The sequence below is a fragment of the Psychrobacillus vulpis genome (genome assembly GCF_006861825.1).
GTDB classification, from domain to species: Bacteria; Bacillota; Bacilli; order Bacillales_A; family Planococcaceae; genus Psychrobacillus; species Psychrobacillus vulpis.
In genome coordinates this window covers 14,528-33,074 of record NZ_VDGI01000021.1, presented here as the reverse complement: position 1 = coordinate 33,074, position 18,547 = coordinate 14,528, and the positions used below count along the sequence as shown (strand labels likewise).

The window sequence follows — 18,547 nt, the reverse complement described above, 5'->3', positions numbered from 1 at the left end:
AATAAGAGTTGAAACGGCTCCCTTTCCGGAGGCCACTGAAAAAGTCACTTTTTTTCAAAAAATAAAAACGAAATCCCATAATTCCTTCACTTTTTAGGGTGTTTATGGGGACGTCATGCCAATTTTGATACAAATATACTTCTCAAGTGGTGACTTTATTTTCTGAATTTTTGTTTTTCAGTGGCCTCCCTTTCCGCGGGCGTTGCCTCAGCCTCCTCGCTGCGCTGTGGGGTCTTCGACTAACGCTATTCCCGCAGGAGTGTCGCCTTTTTCAACGATTTTCTAGTATTTTTCTTAAAATAAATGACAGCTTTTCNGGCCTCCCTTTCCGCGGGCGTTGCCTCAGCCTCCTCGCTGCGCTGTGGGGTCTTCGACTAACGCTATTCCCGCAGGAGTGTCGCCTTTTTCAACGATTTTCTAGTATTTTTCTTAAAATAAATGACAGCTTTTCAGTGCTTCAAGCGTAGGGGGAACTGAAAAAGTTACTATAGTTCTGCTTTACCAGATAGGGTGTTCAATATTCCAATAAAAAGAAAATCGTTGAAATGGCTCCCTTTCCGCGGGCGTTGCCTCAGCCTCCTCGCTGCGCTGTGGGGTCTTCGACTAACGCTATTCCCGCAGGAGTGTCGCCTTTTTCAACGATTTTCTAGTATTTTTCTTAAAATAAATGACAGCTTTTCAGTGCTTCAAGCGTAGGGAGGGAACTGAAAAAGATACTATAATTCTGCTTTACCAGATAGGGTGTTCAATATTCCAATAAATAAGAGTTGAAATGGCTCCCTTTCCGCGGACGTTGCCTGATTCAATACATAGAGGAAAAGCCGCGAGACTCCTGCGGAAAAACGGAGCGTCCAAGACCCCGCATGAGCGTAACGAAGAGGAGGCTTGGTGATTCGTCCGCGGAAAGCGAGTGGCTTTTTCCGAACTCAATTAGTTCTCATTCTATTTAATAAGAAAAAAGACGTAACTAACTAGACGCGTCATTTTGGTTGTTTTAGACATCTGGGATAGCACTCCTTGATTCAATAAGTAGAGGAAAAAGCTGCGAGACTCCTGCGGAAAAACGGAGCGTTCAAGACACCGCACGAGCGTCGCGAGGCCACTGAAAAAATTAAAATTATTATTTTTATAGGAACTATTTTCTGTATTCCATTTAAAAGAATTTAGCGCGACGCATGAGACTCCTGCGGGAATGCGAGACAGACGAGACCCCGCACGTAGCGAAGCGTAGGAGGAGACTCGTCGCTCGCCCGCGGAAAGCGAATGCCAAAGCGCTAAATTCTCTTAGGACTAATTTGATGGATAATTTATTTGAATGACACCTTTTCAGTGACCGCAGCGTTGCGAGGAGTCTTCGCGATTCGTCCGCGGAAAGCGAGTGGCTTTTTCCGAACTCAATTAGTCCTCATTCTATTTAATAAGAAAAAAGACTGAAGATAAAATCGAGTTTATCTTCAGTCTAAAATGACTTTATTTAGTCAGCCATTTTCTATAGGATTGTTGTGTAAATAATGATAGATATTATAATTCCGGTAAGCGCACCCATGAACACTTCCATAGGTTTATGACCAAGTAAAGTTTTTAACTCTTTCATCTTTTCTTCGTTTTTCTTATGAGCCCATCCCTTTGTTTGCTCTACGAACATCTGAAAGTCAGCCCTCATTTGATTGATAATAATTGCTTGTTGTCCCGCTTGAAAGCGAACGCCTGTTGCGTCAAACATAACGATTACAGCAAAAACAGTTGCTACTCCAAAGAGTGGAGAATCTAGCCCAGTTTCAAATGCAATTGCAGTACAAAGAGATGTTACGGCAGCAGAGTGGGAGCTAGGCATTCCACCAGTAGAAGTGAATAATTTCCAATCTAACTTTTTGGTCATTAAAAAATGTATTGGAATTTTTACAAATTGTGCAAAGAAAATAGAAAAAAGTGCAGCCATTAATGGAGTGTTTTGGAGGATTGCCAAGTAGACACCAACTTTCGTTAAATACATTAAGTAAGTCTAGTATAACACATTCATACTATTCGAAAAATACGACTTCTTCCTATATAATAAAATTGTATCCGAATTAGTAGGAGGAAAAATGATGATAATAAGTACAAATGCAGTGTTATTTGAAGAAATTCAATCAGAAAGCCTAGTTGTAGGTGTTTCGAAGCATGTGGAAAATACAAATAAGTGGAATGAATTTTTAGGGTATTTTGGTAACGAAATAACGGAATGGGTGAAAAGTGGAGATATTTCATCTAACTTAAAAAAGATTAGTTCAATTCCTGTTAGTGGAAAAGGAGACTTAAAACGAATTCTTTTTGTTGGAATTGGTGATCGTAAACAATTAACACAAGATAACGTAAGAGAGATTTTTGGTCTTGTAGGGAAAGAGTTATTAGCGAGCAAGCCAGAATCATTATCTATTTGGATACCTTCATTTACAACAGAGTCGATTTCTGATTTTGATGTAGCTTATTTGGCAGCAGAAGGGCTAGGCATGGGTGCATACAAATATGATGGATATAAAACTTCATCGAATCTACCTGATTACTATTTACCTGCAATTGAACTTTTATCAGAGGAAGATTTAGAAGAGGTTGTTTCTTATTTTGAAGTAGGTTCTATTTATGCAGAAGCGGTAAATGAAGCAAGAACTCTAGTAAATATGCCAGGAAATATTCTAACTTCAACAGAGTTAGGTGAATATGCTAGAGAACTAGGAAGTACATATGATTTTGAAACTGAAATATTAGGCAAGAAAGAAATAGAAGAGCTAGGTATGGGTGCTCTACTTGCAGTTAACCAAGGATCTGTTGAAGAACCAAGATTAATTGTATTAAAGTACCAAGCAACTGATAAATGGGAAGATGTAGTGGCTCTTGTTGGTAAAGGGATTACGTTTGATACTGGTGGGTATTCGATTAAACCAAAAACTGGAATTGTTGGTATGAAAGGTGATATGGGAGGAGCAGCAGCTGTATTAGGCGCGATGAAAATTATCGGTGAGCTTCGACCTAATAAAAACGTCCTTGCTGTTATCGCATCAACTGATAATATGATTTCCGGTAATGCCTTTAAACCAGATGATGTTATTACATCAATGAGTGGTAAAACAATAGAAATATTAAATACTGATGCGGAAGGCCGTTTAGTATTAGCAGACTCGGTGACTTATGCGAAGCAACAAGGAGCAAATTTCATCGTCGATGTTGCTACTTTAACTGGAGGCGTCATTACAGCACTCGGATATGATAAAACTGGTGCTCTTACGAATAATGAAGAGTTTTTTGAAACATTCATGGAATCATCTCTTGAAACAGGAGAATTTACATGGAGATTACCGTTAACAGAAAACGATAAAAAACGAATTCGTAAAAGTGATGTTGCTGATTTAAATAATTCGCCAGGAAGTGATGGTCATATGATCTTTGGTGGAGGATTTGTAGGAGAATTTGTAGAGGATACACCTTGGATTCATTTAGATATTGCTGGAACATCTGATACAAAGTCCTCTCATGATTTTGGACCTAAAGGTGGAACAGGTGTAATGGTTCGTACACTTGCAACGCTGATAGAAAGAATGGCGGAAGAAGAATAGGGAAAGCGCACAGCCTGTTGCTCCTAAGTCGCATACACTGGGATGAAAGGAGGAACAGCATGGGAAGATTTCATCGAGGTGGTTTTTTTAGGAGTCCCTTTATTGGGGGCTTTGGAGGTCCATTTCTAGGAAGCTTTGTCGGGGGACTTCTAGGTTCTTCACTAGGTGGCTATGGAGGTTATGGAGGTTATAGACAGCCAACCTATCCGCCATATCCATATTACTATCCACCATATCCATATTACTATCCGCCATATCCTTATCAAAACTATTATGGAGGTTATTAATAGAAAAACAAAAGCTTATGCAACCAGCAGAATTATGCGGTTGCAAAAGCTTTTTATTGTTGTTCCCTTTTTTTCTTCACTACTTCAGCAAGATCATCTCGTACAGATTTATCCCACAACTTCACACCAGATAAATATGCTGCTCTTCCCATCATATGACCTCCAACTGGTCCAGTAACGAAAAGAAACACAATTCCAAGTAATATTCGGGAGTTAAAAATACCTTCTTTTAACCAAAAATGAAAAAATACACCGAGTAATATGCTCATGATACCAAGCGTTGCGCTTTTCGACGCAGCATGTGCTCTTGAATATGCATCCGGTAGGCGAATCAATCCAAGGGCAGTAACTAAAATAAATATCGTTCCAAAAGAGATTGTAGCAATTATTAATATATTAGCTATTACGGTCACGTTGAATGATTTCTCCCTTCTCCGTGAATTTAGAAAACGCAACAGTTCCGATGAAAGAGAGGACTGCTAAAAGAAGTATTACTTCTAAGAAGAAGCCTGTATCGAATAGGATAGAAATTAAGCCAATTAATGCAATTAAGCCAACCCCAATTGCATCTAATGCTATTACTCGGTCAGGTGTAGTAGGCCCCTTCACAAGACGATATAAGAAGCCTAAAAGGGATACGCCAATTAATACAACTATTACCCATAGAAACGTTGTCATGACCTACTCACCTCCAAAATTGCTTTTTCAAACGTTTCTTTTATCGAATTAATCGCTTCATCCACGTTATCGAAATCGATTGAGTGTATATAAAGAGTTTTATTATCATCTGAGACGTCAATTACTATTGTCCCAGGAGTTAAAGTAATAAGATTCGATAACAATGTTATTTCCCAATCTTTCTCAAGCACAGTTGGCATTGCGAAAATAGCAGGGCGTATCGGCATCTTCGGTTTAATAATCAACATTAAAACAGAAAAGTTGGATAATGTGAGTTCCTTTAAAAATAAGAAAGCTAATTTAATAACTGCCCATATTCTATCCAAATAAAATCTGGAGCTAAAAGATTTTCTAAGCATAAGTAGCATAAGTAAACCTAATATATAACCGATGATAAAGGTAGTTGGTTTAAAGGATACAGATAAAAACATCCAAGTTATAGCAATAAATACATTCAATAATATTTGAAAAGCCATTATTTCACCCCTCCAAATACTGCATCTGTGTAAACAGAAGGATCAAGTAAAACGGTTGCTGCATCCGTCATAAATGGAACTAAGTACTCCGAACCAATTCCATATAAAACCGTTACAATAACTAAACAAATGGTTGGAGCTAATAAATGACGGTACGTTTTTATACTAATATCCTTTACTCCTTTTTCTTCACCCCAAAATGCATAGATGAATATACGAATGGCAGAAAGTAAAACAATTAAGCTGGAAGCAAGAATGAAAATGCTTTGCCATAAATATTCTCCTTCAAATCCACCTTGAACAATAAGGAGCTTGCCTACAAATCCACTTAGTGGAGGAATCCCAGCGAGTCCAAATGCGGCAATTAAATAACTCCATGCTAGAACAGGATAACGTTTCATTAGCCCGCCCATTTTACGCAAATCGGAAGTGCCCGTAATTTTAATAATAATCCCGATCAATAAGAACAATGCACCTTTAATTAGAATATCATGAATTAAATAAAATACAGAACCTAACATTCCATTTTCATTCATAGTAGATGCACCGAACAGGATGACACCAACAGCGATTACAATATTGTAAATAATGATTTGTTTTAGATCGAAATAAGCTAGTGCACCAATACAACCTGCGACGATAGTGATGATAGAGAGAATCATGAGTAGTTCATGTGTGAATCCAACATCTGTTGTAAAGAACAAAGTATATGTACGCATAATCGCGTATACTCCTACCTTTGTCAGTAATGCTCCGAAAAGTGTAAGTACAGGTAGGGGCGGAGCTGCATATGACCCTGGTAACCAAAAGAACAGTGGGAAAATGGCTCCTTTAATACCAAATACAACGAGAAATAGTACAGCAATTACTGTAACAATTCCAGATTGTCCAATAGTAGCTAGTTTAACTGAAATATCCGCCATATTAAGTGTTCCAACAACTGAATATAAGTAACCTACTGTAATAACAAATAAGGAAGATGATACGATATTCACAAGTATGTACTTAATAGATTCTCTTAACTGAACTTTTTCTCCGCCCAATACGATCAGTACATAGGAAGACATTAATAATACTTCAAAGAAAACGAACATATTGAAAATATCACCCGTTGTAAAAGCACCATTTACACCCGTTAACATGAATAGGATCGCTGGGTAATAAAATGCTTTCTCACGATCTTCTCCAATAGAGGTGAAACTATACCAAACAACAAATAGAGAAATAATAATAGATGAAGTAACCAATAATGCTGAAATCATATCAGAAGTCATTGTGATTCCGAAAGGAGGAGCCCAACTACCTAAAGTAATAGCTTGAACACCGTCTGTTTTTACTTTTATAAGCAGCATGATTGCTGATATAAGTGAAAGTAAGAGTCCAATCGTAACCATTATACGCTGTGCCTTTACTTTCTTAGGGAAAAACAACAAGATAGTAGCAAAAAGGAACGGTATGAGGACTGGAAATAATAATAAATTAATCATTGTCTTCTGTTCCTTTCATTAAACTCATATTATCTGTGCCAAGCTCTTTATATGTACGATAAGCAAGTACTAAAGAAAATGCTGTGACACCAAAACTAATTACAATGGCAGTTAATATTAATGCTTGTGGAAGGGGATCTACATAATCTGTCACTCCCTCGGATAACACTGGAGCGTTTTTCCCGCCTAAGCCTCCCATTGTTATTAGTAACAGATGCGTTCCATGACTTAATAATCCTGTTCCAATGATGATTCGAAGTAAACTTCTAGAAAGAATTAGATAAATGGCTGCCATGAATAGAAAGCCGATTAAAATGGACATTAATATTTCCATTACTCATCTCCTCCTATCATTTGAATAATGGTCATTGTTACTCCAACAACTACTAAGTAAACACCTGTATCAAAAAACATAGCAGTATGAATAGAAGTTTTACCTAACAAAGGTAAGTTGTAATAATCAAACGCATGTGTAAAAAATGGAACATTAAAGAAAATAGAGCCAGATGCTGTAGCAAGAGCGATTAATAATCCAATTGCTGTTACGACAGTGTAGTTGACTGGTAACATAGCTTGTACCGTTTTTAAGTCAAATGCTAGTAGTAATAAAACAATAGCACTAGACATTAATAAACCTCCGACAAATCCCCCACCAGGAGTGTAGTGACCTGCAAAAAAGATATGAATGGAGAATAGAAAGATGATGTAAAAAACTACTTTTGTTGTCGTTTGAATAATTAAATCATTTGTTTTCAACTTTTCTATCTCCTTTCTTTTTTGCAAGTCGTAATGTAATCATCCCGATGATACCAAGTGAAGCAATTGTTAATACACTTATTTCAAATAATGTATCGAATCCACGATAATCTACTAAAATAACGTTTACGATATTTCCTCCACCAGCTTCAGAGTAGACTGTTTCTTTATAATACTCAGAGATAGATGGGATAAGTTTTTGGGAATGTGAAGAAATAGCGATCAGTGTCACCATCACACCAACTCCAAGTGCAATGAGGAAATTACCTAATCGGAAACCTCTATCCTCTTTACCTTTTTCATGCTTATTCATTTGTGGTAAATGGTAAAATGCACCTAAAAACAATGCTACAGAAACTGTCTCGATAACCAATTGTGTTAGCGCTAGATCCGGTGCTTTAAAGAGGATATAGAACAGCGCTACCGTATATCCAACTGCCCCAAGTGCAATAATTGCAGTTAGTCTCGACTTCGTAACTAGAATAGTAATCGTACCAACAATTAATATGATGGAAATTAGTATTTCAAAGAATCGGATTGGTGCCAAGTTTTCGTAACTAATTACAAATGCGTCTTTAATCCACATTGTACCGCCTAGCAATACAATAATTGCGGTAAACATGTATACAAAATAGGACCGTATCGAACCAGTCATATAGATAGATGAAAAACGATTAGCCCCACTGTCGCCAAGTCTCATTAATCCATCATACATTCCATTTAAAGAAAGTTTGGTAGGAAATGTTTTATAAATAGGTGACCATTTTGGGATCGTTTTGAACAATAAATAGCCAACTAAGAATACTCCAAGCGTCATATACATAGCTAACGAGTCAAAACCATGCCATGCTTTAATCGTGAATCCAACATCTGCTGGTACTTGATATGCAAGCGGCTGAATAGCTGCTACAGCTGGTTTAATAAATGTATTACCGAAAAAATTTGGAACAAAGAAAATAATAACTACTAGTGAAGCTAATATCCCTGGTGACAGAAGCATCCCAACTGGAGCTTCATGAGCAGCTTTCGGTAATTGCTCTGGTTTATGCTTTCCACGGAATGTGTGAAATACAAAATACAAACTGTATACAAATGTAAATACACTTGCAATCCATGCGATAATCGGGAATAAAATCCACCAAGAATCCAATGCATGAAGGTCAAAATTTTTTAAATTCAAAACAGCATCTAAAAACATTTCCTTACTCAAAAATCCATTAAAAGGTGGGACACCTGCCATCGATAAGCTTCCAATTAAAGCAATCGTAAAGCTGATAGGCATTAAACTCATAAGACCACCGAGTTTTCGAATATCTCTCGTACCCGTTTCATGATCGACAATTCCCGCAATCATGAATAAGCTTCCTTTAAAGGTTGCATGGTTCATTAAATGGAAAATTGCTGCGAAAGTTGCAAATGTAAAGGTAGTTACTAAATCACCTGTAACATGATACGCAATTGAACCAATACCTAATAAAGACATGATTAAACCAAGCTGACTAACAGTAGAAAAAGCTAATATTGCTTTTAAATCAGTCTGTTTTACAGCAAAAAATGAACCCCATAATAACGTGAGAATACCAATCCCGGTAACAAGCCAAACCCAAACTTCAGAAAGAGCAAATATAGGTGTGAATCTTGCAACCAAGTATAAACCTGCTTTTACCATCGTTGCAGAGTGTAAATATGCACTTACCGGTGTAGGCGCTTCCATAGCATCTGGTAACCAAATATAAAATGGAAACTGTGCTGATTTCGTAAATGCACCTAGCAACACTAAAACTAGCGCCCAAACAAAAAACTTATGGTCTACAAGATCAGGAGCTTGTGCAATCAATTCACGTATCGAATAAGTATCACCAAGGATACCAAGTATTACAAACCCTCCGAGCATCATAAGTCCACCAAAAACGGTGATCATCATGGACTTTAAAGCACCAAAACGGGAGCGATCCTTCGTATACCAATATCCAATAAGAAGGAAAGAGGATATAGATGTTAACTCCCAAAAGAAATATAAGCTAATTAAATGATCAGATTGAACGACTCCAAGCATAGCACTCATAAACAATAATAAGTAAACATAGAAGTTTCCTAGTTTTTCTTTTTTCTTATCCAAATAAAAAATCGAGTACAGAACAACAAGAGCTCCAATACCAGTAATCAAAAGTGAAAAAAGTAAACTTAAACCATCTAAGTAAGAGATAAATGATAGTCCTAATGATGGAATCCAAGGTAACTCGTCTTTATACGTCGTTCCATCTATAATAGGAGGTATGTAGGTTGCGTAGAGAGAAACAAGAGCAACAGGGATAAGTAGAACAAACCAACCTGTATGAATGGCAGAAACTCTCTTATACAATAAAGGAATCAACAACGCAGCAATTACAGGTGTGAATATTGCAAAAACTAAGGACAATGGAATCCTCCTTTCAAAGGTATGTATTTAAATGCATCTATAAGATTATAACGTAAAAGACCAGTAATTGCATGACGTAAAAACCGAAACATACTTGCAGAACTTACCTTTTCTTCGATATGATGAGAAAAGAGTAATTGCATGGAGATTAGAAAGTTATTTAACTCTCTTAACTATTAAGAAAGAATATATAATTTTAGAGTAAGAGGAGCAGCTATGAAAAACCCATACGTGTTTGGATTTCTACCATTAATAACGATTTTATTATTTAGTTTGTCTTTTTCTATATTTACAATGAATAAAGCAATGGATCTATTCAAAGTCATCGGCGTGTATAGTGGGATGAGAGAATTTCTTTCCGACTTAGAGCTGAAATTATTTTTACTTATTGTATTTGCACTTGTTTATTTTATGATGTTTTCTGCGTTAAAACTTATGGCAGAAACGATACATGAGTTAGGAATGCTATTTTTTTCGAGAGACCTAGAAGGAAAGACTATTTCCCAAGCACGTGGGGGTTATGTCATTTTCTTTATTGGAGCTGTTATTTCTACTGTAGGATTTCAATCTATTCAAATTTTGCTTATTGTTTTCTTAGTGACTGCTTTGATATATTTTGTTTATGTCGTGTTTAAATTAAGCAGTTCGATGAGTTTATTAGGAACAATAGGTTTAATCATGTTTGAGATTCTTGTATGGAGTTTATTTTTAGCTTTAGTAATTTATGTGATTGTTAAACTGTACAATGGAATTATTGCAAGTTTACCATTTTTATAAACAAGTGAATGAACAGTGCAAATATTGCTGTATCTATCCTTCAGACTGTAGATAAACTCAAAACGAGTTGTCTATAGTCTTTTTGTTTTTTATATAGGGATAGATAAGGTTTTCCAAGCTTACCTCTCACTTTTCGATAAGAAAATCGTTGAAACGGCTCCCTTTCCGCGGGCCACTGAAAAAGTCACTTTTTTTCAAAAAATAAAAACGAAATCCCATAATTCCTTCACTTTTTAGGGTGTTTATGGGGACGTCATGCCAATTTTGATACAAATATACTTCTCAAGTGGTGACTTTATTTTCTGAATTTTTGTTTTTCAGTGGCCTCCCTTTCCGCGGGCGTTGCCTCAGACTCCTCGCTTTGAGGGCACTGAAAAAGTGTCATTCATATAAAATATCTATCAAATAGTCCTAAGAGAATTTAGCGCTTTGGCATTCGCTTTCCGCGGGCGAGCGACGAGCCTCCTCCTACGCTTCGCTTCGTGCGGGGTCTCGTGTGTCTCGCTTTCCCGCAGGAGTCTCATGCGTCGCGCTAAATTCTTTGAATGATATACAGCAAATAGTTCCTATAAAAATAATAATTTTGAGTTTTTCAGTGGCCTCCTCGCTTCGCTGTGGGGTCTTCTACTAATGCTTTTCCAGCAGGAGTGTCGCCATTTTCAACGATTTTCTAGAAAAGTAGAGTGTGGATGAGGGCACTAAAAAGGTCCTTATAATCTGACTTTGCTAGAGGGGGGTGTCCAATAACCCAGTTAATAATAAAATCGTTGAAACGGCTCCCTTTCCGGAGGTCACTGAAAAAGTCACTTTTTTTCAAAAAATAAAAACGATATCCCATAATTCCTTCACTTTTTAGGGTGTTTATGGGGACGTCATGCCAATTTTGATACAAATATACTTCTCAAGTGGTGACTTTATTTTCTGAATTTTGGTTATTCAGTGGCCTCCCTTTCCGCGGGCGTTGCCTCAGCCTCCTCGCTTTGAGGGCACTGAAAAAGTGTCATTCATATAAATTATCTATCAAATAGTCCTAAGAGAATTTAGCGCTTTGGCATTCGCTTTCCGCGGGCGAGCGACGAGCCTCCTCCTACGCTTCGCTTCGTGCGGGGTCTCGTCTGTCTCGCTTTCCCGCAGGAGTCTCATGCGTCGCGCTAAATTCTTTGAATGATATACAGCAAATAGTTCCTATAAAAATAATAATTTTGAGTTTTTCAGTGGCCTCCTCGCTTCGCTGTGGGGTCTTCGACTAATGCTTTTCCAGCAGGAGTGTCGCCTTTTTCAACGATTTTCTTGAACTAAAAAAGTAGAGTGTGGATTGTTGAGGATCCCTCACTTTTTAGTTTTTCCTATTATCCAAAATAGGTCTTGATATATATTGCTTACAACTTTTTGTATTAAAAAAAGAGGTACAGGAGTGCGTCTCTGTACCTCAGAAGAGTGATAAAAGCAGGAAGTTAGTCTTTCATGATTTTATTGAAAATGGAATGATGGATTTTTTTTGATTCAATTTGTTTCATATTCTTAGGTATATCGTAACCAATCCAAACAGCTGATGTATAGGAATCTGTCAGACCAGCAATCCAATAATCGTAGTAATCATTTGTTGTTCCTGTTTTAGCGCCTACATAAGAAGATGAGGTAGATATCCCTTTTCCTGTCCCATTTTGAACGACATCTGTAAGCAAACCTCTCATTGTTTGCACTGTTTTAGGAGTCCATACCTCTTCTTTATCTTCCTTCCATTCGTACAATATAACACCATTTTTATCTGTTACTTTTCGAATAGCATGAGCTGGCTTATACATTCCATTAATAAAACTAGTATATGCATCTGCCATTTCAAGTACTGTTACACCTTTTGTAAGGCCACCTAATGCAGAGGCATATGAATAATCTTCATTCGTTAAATGACTAAATTGGAACTGATTTAGTTTTGCGAAAGCACTTTCAATCCCCACAGTATTTAAAAGTCTAACAGCAGGAGTGTTATGGCTAAAACGAAAAGCTTGTTTTATTGTTACATTTCCATATACTGCTCCTCCATAGTTTTGAGGGCAATAAGTACCTATACATAGTTTTCCTGCATTAATCGAATTATTTGGTGTTAAGGTTGTCATCTCGAAAACAGGTGCATACACAAGTAACGGTTTTAAAGAAGAACCAGGCTGCCGAACTGCTTGATAAGCGCGATTGAAATCAAATTTTTTATAATCTTTTCCACCAAATAAACTTATAATTTCTCTTGTTTCATTGTTTATGACAACTGATGCTGCTTGCAGGTTAGGTGTTTTATTTAATAGACTATTAACATACTTTTCATCATCGTTTTGTTTCAAAGGGTTAAGAGCAGTATAAACTTTAACGCCTTTTGCAATGACTTCGTTCACTTTCGTTTGGAGCTCATTTTCGAGCTGAAGTTTTTGTTGTTCATTTTGAGCAGCTTCTATCTTTTCCGTAAATCCTTCTTTTGTTGCAATGAGATCCTTTAACTCTTCCAACACATACGTACTATAAGCGGGATATAGTTGCTTTTTCGTTTTTGTTACTAGAACAATTGGGTCTGCCTTTAATGATTTGCCATGTTCTGATGAAATTTTCCCGTTTTTCACTAGTATATCTATCAGTAGTTCTTGTCGCTTCTTAGTTGCATCAAAGTTCTCTAAAGGATTATAAATGGTTGGATTGTTTGGAATGGCACTAATAAATGCTAGCTCGGCTTCAGTTAATTGGTTTAACGGACGTCCAAAATAATAGGTAGCGGCGGCTCCAATTCCATATACTTGGTTACTAAAATAGATTTCATTTAAATAATTGGATAGTATTTCTTCTTTTGTAGATTGTTTTTCCATCTCATATGCATAGACGAGTTCAGTTACTTTCCGTTCATAAGTTTTTTCTGTAGATAAATATCGTAGCCTTACTAATTGCTGCGTAATTGTACTTGCTCCTTGATCTCTAGCGTTTGCAGAAGCATTAGCAAATACTGCTCGAAAAATCGCACTAAAGTTAAAACCAATATGATTATAAAATTCAACATCCTCACTTTGAATAAACAACTCTTGAGCAAATAATGGGATGGACTCTAACGGAATTGGATCTCGCCATTCTACGTAATCCTCTGAAAAAACATTGTCGCTTTCATCTAACAAAACAATAGGCGAGGAAATAGTTGGACTAGACAATTGGATAGATTGAGCCAAATCCTCTTTATATGATGAAGCTGATAATAATTCTGAATGGATGAAAGAATATAATATCCATATCATCGGGAAGCATATAAGAATGATGAAAAACCCTATTGCTTGACGCATTTGCTGCTGCACTCCAATCATATAAACTCTAAAAAAAGAATAGCACACTTTCATATAGAAAGTGTGCTCATTTTTAGCTACTTACTTTTTCATGTAACTCTTCTTCTAACAAAACTTCTTCAAAATCTTGAAGAGGTTTTTTTCTTGCAAAATAAATGACTAGGAAAGCAATAAGGAATAGTGCCCCCGTAACAAAGAAAACAGAAGAAATACCGATAAATCCGCTAATAAAACCACCAAACATAGGACCGATAATATTCCCTAAAAAGCGGAAGCTTGTATTATAACCCATTAATTCACCTTGTACTTCAATTGGAGCTTCTCTTCTAATAAGTGCAGTGGTGATTGGAATTAGTCCTCCTGCAGCAATTCCGAAAAGGAAGCGCAGCACGATTAGTTGCCATAAATCTGTTACCAATGCTTGAGGAACAATGAAAATAAATGCAAGGACAAGTAATGTAGATAATATTTTTTCGTACCCTATTGAATCTCCTAGTTTCCCCCAAGTTCTTGCAAACAATAAATTACCTACACCAGTTGCACTAAATGTAATACCAGCAAGTAGGGCAACTTCATTTGAATTCGTTAAATGAGATACATATAAAGATAAAAGTGGTTGAATGCTAAATAATCCAATTTGGATAAGTGATGTAATCATTAAGACGTTTAAAATTAGCCTATGATGAAAAATACCAGAGATAATTGTTTTTCTAGTGTATTCATGAGCACCTTTTGCTTTCGCTTTTTTCACTTCATGGATACCGAATATAACGAGTAACGCAGCAGCTGATACAGCACAGGAAGTAATGACAAATGTATATTGAAATCCGAAAGTGTCAGCTAGAAAACCACCGAAAACTGGTCCAAAAAGCGTTCCAGAAACACTTCCCATTTGTAGTGTTCCCATCGTTTTTCCCGCAATTTTCTTGGGTGTTTGGGAACTAATAAATGCTAAAGAAGTTGGGATAAAGCCAGTAACAACCCCCATGAATAATCGAAGAACAAAAAATGCCTCGACGGAATGAACGAATCCCATCAAAAAAACACTAGTTGCAATACCGAAACCATTGATAATCAAAATTGGCTTGTACCCATATTTATCAGCAATTCGTCCCCATATAGGCGACATAATAAAAGCAGAAACAAATGTAGCACCAAATACAAGTCCAGACCACTTTTGGACATATGCATCCGAAAAGTCTCCCATTGTTTTTATATATAAGGATAAAAAGGGCATAATCATCGTCATAGTTCCAGCAACTAGAAAATTCGAAAACCACATAATGATAAAGTTTCTTTTTTGTACGCTCATCCAAATCCCTTCTTTCTATTTGACGCGTACTTTGTCATAATTCCTATTATAGGGCATTTCATGTATCTAAGAAAGTTAGATACTTTGTCACTGAAAAAGAGAATTCATTATGATAAACTTATTTGGGGTGAAAGATTCGTGAAAAAATTATTATTTTTATGTATTGTTAGTGCGCTGTTTTTATTAAGTGCATGCGGTACAAAATCAGTTGATGCACAAAAAGAAAAAGTAGTAAATGAAACTGACACAGAGTCTAAAGAAGCAACAAAAGCTGAACAACAAGGAGAAAATAATATGTATCCACAACTTTCTACAGAAATCGCTTCAAATGAAGCAGTAGTTATCATGAACACTTCAAAGGGAGCTATAAAAATAAAGCTATTTCCTGAACTTGCACCAAAAACGGTAGAAAACTTCTTAACACACGCAGAAAATGGGTACTATAACGGTATTATTTTTCATCGAGTGATTGAAGATTTTATGATTCAAGGTGGAGACCCAACAGGAACAGGTATGGGTGGCGAAAGTATTTACGGACAAGAGTTTGAAGACGAATTTTCCATGAACCTTTTTAACTTTAGAGGAGCTCTATCCATGGCGAATGCTGGACCACATACGAATGGAAGTCAGTTTTTTATCGTCCAAGCCTCACAATCACAATATTCGGTAGACCAATTAAAATCAGGTGGATGGCCAGAAGAGATTGCAGATGCGTACGGACAAATTGGTGGAACACCGAACTTGGACCAAAAGCATACAGTATTTGGACAAGTTATTGAAGGCATGGATGTTGTCGACCAAATTGCGGCAGTAGAGAAAGATGCTAATGACAAACCACTAGAAGATATTACAATTGATTCAATTGAAATCGTTCAAAAATAAGTAGGGAAGTGTCGAGATGTTACATTTTTTACAGCCAGGTTTTCTATATTTATATTTTCCAGAAGATAAAACAGAATACATTCCTGTAGTATTAGAGTTAATCCTATTAATCATTATTTGTACACTTGTTTTTAGATGGCTAAAAAGAAAATCCGTTAAAGAAGCTGCAAAAGCAAGAGAGATCGAAGAGAAAGTAATGCAAGCTAGAAAAGAAGCATTGGAAAAGGAGTTATCTCAGAATTGAGATGACTCTTTTTTTTAATAGATATGAAACTTTATGAAATTATTATGCAAGTAGGATTTAGTGCTCTGCATGGCCGCCGAGCCTACTCCTTCGCTACGCGTGAGGGCATTGAAAAAGTCCCTATTATTCGACGCTACCAGATGAGGTTGTGCGAAACTCCAAGAAAAAGAAAATCGTTGAAACGGCTCCCTTTCCACGGGCGTAGCTCAGCCTCCTCGCTTCGCTCCGGGGTCTTCGCGAGACAGACGAGACCCCGCACGAAGCGGAGCGAAGGAGGAGGCTCGTTGCTCGCCCGCGGAAAGCGAATGCCAAAGCGATAAACTCTCTTAACGACTATTTAATGGAATTTATTAGAATAACACTTTTTCAGTGCCCTTACCATGCTCCCTGCAGGGTCTCAAACTCACATTACTAAATTTAGTCTACAACAAAAGGAGTCATCTCAAACTGAGGTGACTCCTTTTGCTTTTCTTATGACAACGCTTTGATAATTCGAGCTACTCCATCTTCCAAAGTTTTTCTAGGACATGCAACATTCATACGTAAAAAGCCAGCTCCTGCTTTTCCATATTTAGTTCCAGGTTCTAATGCTAATTTACCCTTTGTTAAAAGTAGATCCATTATTTCTTTTTCAGATAATCCAGTATCACGGTAATCAATCCATAATAAATAGGTAGCATCCGGTTTTGTTACTTTTACCCCATTCAAATTAGAAGTCAGTTGTTCTGCTACATAATCCATATTAGAAGATACTATTTCTAATAGTTCATCTAACCATGCTTCTCCATGTTCGTACGCTGCTTGAAAAGCTGTTAATGAAAATATACTTAACTCCATTTGACCGCGCATCATTGCTTGTTCTTCTAAAATTTTTCGTTTGCGCTCATCAGGAACAATAATAGTAGCCGCTTGAATTCCTGCCAAATTAAAAGTTTTAGTTGGTGCAAAGAAGGTAATAATATTATTAGGATCTTCTGCAACAGATAAAATAGGAATATGTTTATTTGGTTTGAAAACAAGATCAGAGTGTATTTCATCCGATACAACTAGGACATTATAACGTTGACAAAGAGTTGCTATTTTTGTTAAATCCTCTTTGCTCCATACTTTTCCGCCTGGATTATGTGGGCTACAAAGGATAAATGCTTTTACGCCTTGTTGTAATTTTTTCTCGAAATCATAAAAATCAATTTCGTATGAATTATCCTGCTCTAACAAACAACAAGTTTCAACAATTCGTCCTAGTCTTTCTGGTACTTGCGTAAATGGGGGATATACAGGAGAATGTATTAATACTTTGTCTCCTTCTTCTGTAAAAGCTTCGATAACTGCTGCCATAGCAGGAATTACACCTTGTTGAAATAAAATCCAGTTATTTTCGATTTGAAGTTCATGTTTTTTATATAACCAATTTGAGAGAGCTGCTTTAGATTCTTCAGGTGCTATAGAGTAACCGAAAACTGGATGTTCTAGTCTTCTATGTAAAGCGTCAACAATGACAGATGGTATAGCAAAATCCATATCTGCAATCCACATTGGAAGTATCTCAGACGCATCTTTAATAGAATAGATTTGTTCAATTAGATCCCACTTCACGCAATTTGTGTTACGTCTTTCATAAACAGTAGTAAAATCAGGCAAAATAATTACCCCTTTCAATTTGAGATTATTATGTTATTATAACCCTAACTAATAAAAACTAGTAAGGTGAAAATAAATGGACACAATTGAAATGAATAGAAAAGCAGTTTGGACACTACAGCAATGGGACCCTTTTGAATTAGGCGTCGATAGTTATGATACTGAAGCTGCAGATGTTGTTGCAGATTTACAAAGTATTGATCACCCTTCTGAACTAGCAAAAAGGATCCAAACAATTTATGAACATTCTTTTGAACAGTGGATTCCACTCGAAAAATGTGTGGAGATATCATATAAATTAATAGCTTTAAAATACGAGATGAAATGCATAATTTAAATTAAAGTGCCTAAGAGCACCCTATATTTTATAAGGAATGACATAATATACTTATTAAAGCAAAAAGCTTTCGGTGTAAAAACCGAAAGCTTTTATGCATTTTGTAACCCGTCTAGAAGGTTAGATGCTGGTACTTCCAATGCATTCGATAGTTTTAATAATGTTTGTACAGAAGGAGTTTCAATCCCAGCCTCATAAGCTTCTAGTTTTCCTGTACCAATTCTAGTTTTTAGTGAAAGTGTTTCTAATGAAATATTTCGTTCTTCTCTTAATTGACGTAATTGTTCGTGTAAATGTTGTTTCATGATTACATCCATCCTTTCAAAGAAGTCGTAAGTATTTATATATTA

Annotated in this window: 18 protein-coding genes; 6 read left to right on the top strand and 12 right to left on the bottom strand. The window is 36.6% G+C overall.

Annotated features, from left to right (window positions below; genetic code table 11):
• Positions 1-1,489: 1,489 nt before the first annotated feature.
• Positions 1,490-1,966: a divergent PAP2 family protein gene (locus FG384_RS16240; RefSeq protein WP_142643758.1), complete on the bottom strand. Its 477-nt coding sequence runs from the start codon at positions 1,964-1,966 to the stop codon at positions 1,490-1,492.
• A 121-nt stretch (positions 1,967-2,087) separates the two neighbouring features.
• Here FG384_RS16240 and FG384_RS16235 point away from each other — a divergent pair, with 121 nt between their 5' ends.
• Both FG384_RS16235 and FG384_RS16230 read left to right on the top strand, forming a co-directional pair.
• Positions 2,088-3,590, top strand: a complete 1,503-nt coding sequence (locus tag FG384_RS16235) for a leucyl aminopeptidase (RefSeq protein WP_142643757.1) — start codon at positions 2,088-2,090, stop codon at positions 3,588-3,590.
• Between the two features lie 59 nt (positions 3,591-3,649).
• Positions 3,650-3,877 (top strand): hypothetical protein, encoded by a 228-nt coding sequence (locus FG384_RS16230; protein WP_142643756.1) that lies wholly within the window; start codon positions 3,650-3,652, stop codon positions 3,875-3,877.
• A 53-nt stretch (positions 3,878-3,930) separates the two neighbouring features.
• Here the strand turns inward: FG384_RS16230 and mnhG are convergent, their stop codons facing one another.
• From mnhG to FG384_RS16195, 7 genes are read right to left on the bottom strand one after another with little or no spacing between them, the layout of a single operon-like run.
• Positions 3,931-4,290 (bottom strand): monovalent cation/H(+) antiporter subunit G, encoded by a 360-nt coding sequence (gene mnhG / locus FG384_RS16225; RefSeq protein WP_142643755.1) that lies wholly within the window; start codon positions 4,288-4,290, stop codon positions 3,931-3,933.
• Positions 4,274-4,555 (bottom strand): Na(+)/H(+) antiporter subunit F1, encoded by a 282-nt coding sequence (locus FG384_RS16220; protein ID WP_142643754.1) that lies wholly within the window; start codon positions 4,553-4,555, stop codon positions 4,274-4,276. Before FG384_RS16220 ends, mnhG begins: the two co-directional genes overlap by 17 nt.
• Positions 4,552-5,031 (bottom strand): Na+/H+ antiporter subunit E, encoded by a 480-nt coding sequence (locus FG384_RS16215; protein ID WP_142643753.1) that lies wholly within the window; start codon positions 5,029-5,031, stop codon positions 4,552-4,554. The genes FG384_RS16220 and FG384_RS16215 overlap by 4 nt, the downstream gene beginning before the upstream one ends.
• Positions 5,031-6,461, bottom strand: a complete 1,431-nt coding sequence (locus tag FG384_RS16210) for a Na+/H+ antiporter subunit D (protein ID WP_420849974.1) — start codon at positions 6,459-6,461, stop codon at positions 5,031-5,033. The genes FG384_RS16215 and FG384_RS16210 overlap by 1 nt, the downstream gene beginning before the upstream one ends.
• Before the next feature lie 49 nt (positions 6,462-6,510).
• Positions 6,511-6,852, bottom strand: a complete 342-nt coding sequence (locus FG384_RS16205) for a Na(+)/H(+) antiporter subunit C (protein ID WP_142643751.1) — start codon at positions 6,850-6,852, stop codon at positions 6,511-6,513.
• Entirely contained in the window at positions 6,852-7,274 is a 423-nt protein-coding gene (locus tag FG384_RS16200) for a Na(+)/H(+) antiporter subunit B (RefSeq protein ID WP_142643750.1), read from the bottom strand. Before FG384_RS16200 ends, FG384_RS16205 begins: the two co-directional genes overlap by 1 nt.
• The gene (locus FG384_RS16195; protein ID WP_142643749.1) at positions 7,261-9,693 is read right to left on the bottom strand and encodes a Na+/H+ antiporter subunit A; all 2,433 of its coding nucleotides are present in this window, start codon (positions 9,691-9,693) and stop codon (positions 7,261-7,263) included. The genes FG384_RS16200 and FG384_RS16195 overlap by 14 nt, the downstream gene beginning before the upstream one ends.
• A gap of 216 nt (positions 9,694-9,909) precedes the next feature.
• On the opposite strand from FG384_RS16195, the gene FG384_RS16190 reads away from it, so the two are divergent.
• Entirely contained in the window at positions 9,910-10,470 is a 561-nt protein-coding gene (locus tag FG384_RS16190; protein WP_142643748.1) for a DUF5366 family protein, read from the top strand.
• A gap of 1,454 nt (positions 10,471-11,924) precedes the next feature.
• Here FG384_RS16190 and FG384_RS16185 read toward each other — a convergent pair.
• Both FG384_RS16185 and FG384_RS16180 read right to left on the bottom strand, forming a co-directional pair.
• The gene (locus FG384_RS16185) at positions 11,925-13,781 is read right to left on the bottom strand and encodes a transglycosylase domain-containing protein (RefSeq protein WP_142643747.1); all 1,857 of its coding nucleotides are present in this window, start codon (positions 13,779-13,781) and stop codon (positions 11,925-11,927) included.
• Between the two features lie 73 nt (positions 13,782-13,854).
• Positions 13,855-15,093 carry an MFS transporter gene (locus FG384_RS16180; RefSeq protein WP_142643746.1) on the bottom strand — a complete coding sequence of 413 codons (1,239 nt, stop codon included), beginning with the start codon at positions 15,091-15,093 and terminating at the stop codon, positions 13,855-13,857.
• 138 nt (positions 15,094-15,231) lie between these two features.
• Here FG384_RS16180 and FG384_RS16175 point away from each other — a divergent pair, with 138 nt between their 5' ends.
• Positions 15,232-15,975, top strand: a complete 744-nt coding sequence (locus FG384_RS16175; RefSeq protein ID WP_240793457.1) for a peptidylprolyl isomerase — start codon at positions 15,232-15,234, stop codon at positions 15,973-15,975.
• A gap of 16 nt (positions 15,976-15,991) precedes the next feature.
• On the top strand, positions 15,992-16,219 hold the full coding sequence (locus tag FG384_RS16170; protein ID WP_142643745.1) for a hypothetical protein: 228 nt from the start codon (positions 15,992-15,994) through the stop codon (positions 16,217-16,219).
• Positions 16,220-16,690: 471 nt separating this feature from the next.
• Here FG384_RS16170 and FG384_RS16165 read toward each other — a convergent pair whose 3' ends face one another.
• Positions 16,691-17,860 (bottom strand): MalY/PatB family protein, encoded by a 1,170-nt coding sequence (locus FG384_RS16165; protein WP_142643744.1) that lies wholly within the window; start codon positions 17,858-17,860, stop codon positions 16,691-16,693.
• 76 nt (positions 17,861-17,936) lie between these two features.
• On the opposite strand from FG384_RS16165, the gene FG384_RS16160 reads away from it, so the two are divergent.
• The gene (locus FG384_RS16160) at positions 17,937-18,197 is read left to right on the top strand and encodes a DUF1871 family protein (RefSeq protein WP_142643743.1); all 261 of its coding nucleotides are present in this window, start codon (positions 17,937-17,939) and stop codon (positions 18,195-18,197) included.
• A 92-nt stretch (positions 18,198-18,289) separates the two neighbouring features.
• On the opposite strand, the gene FG384_RS16155 is transcribed toward FG384_RS16160, so the two are convergent.
• A complete protein-coding gene (locus FG384_RS16155; RefSeq protein ID WP_142643742.1) occupies positions 18,290-18,502 on the bottom strand; it encodes a helix-turn-helix domain-containing protein in 213 nt (70 codons plus the stop codon).
• Positions 18,503-18,547: the final 45 nt, after the last annotated feature.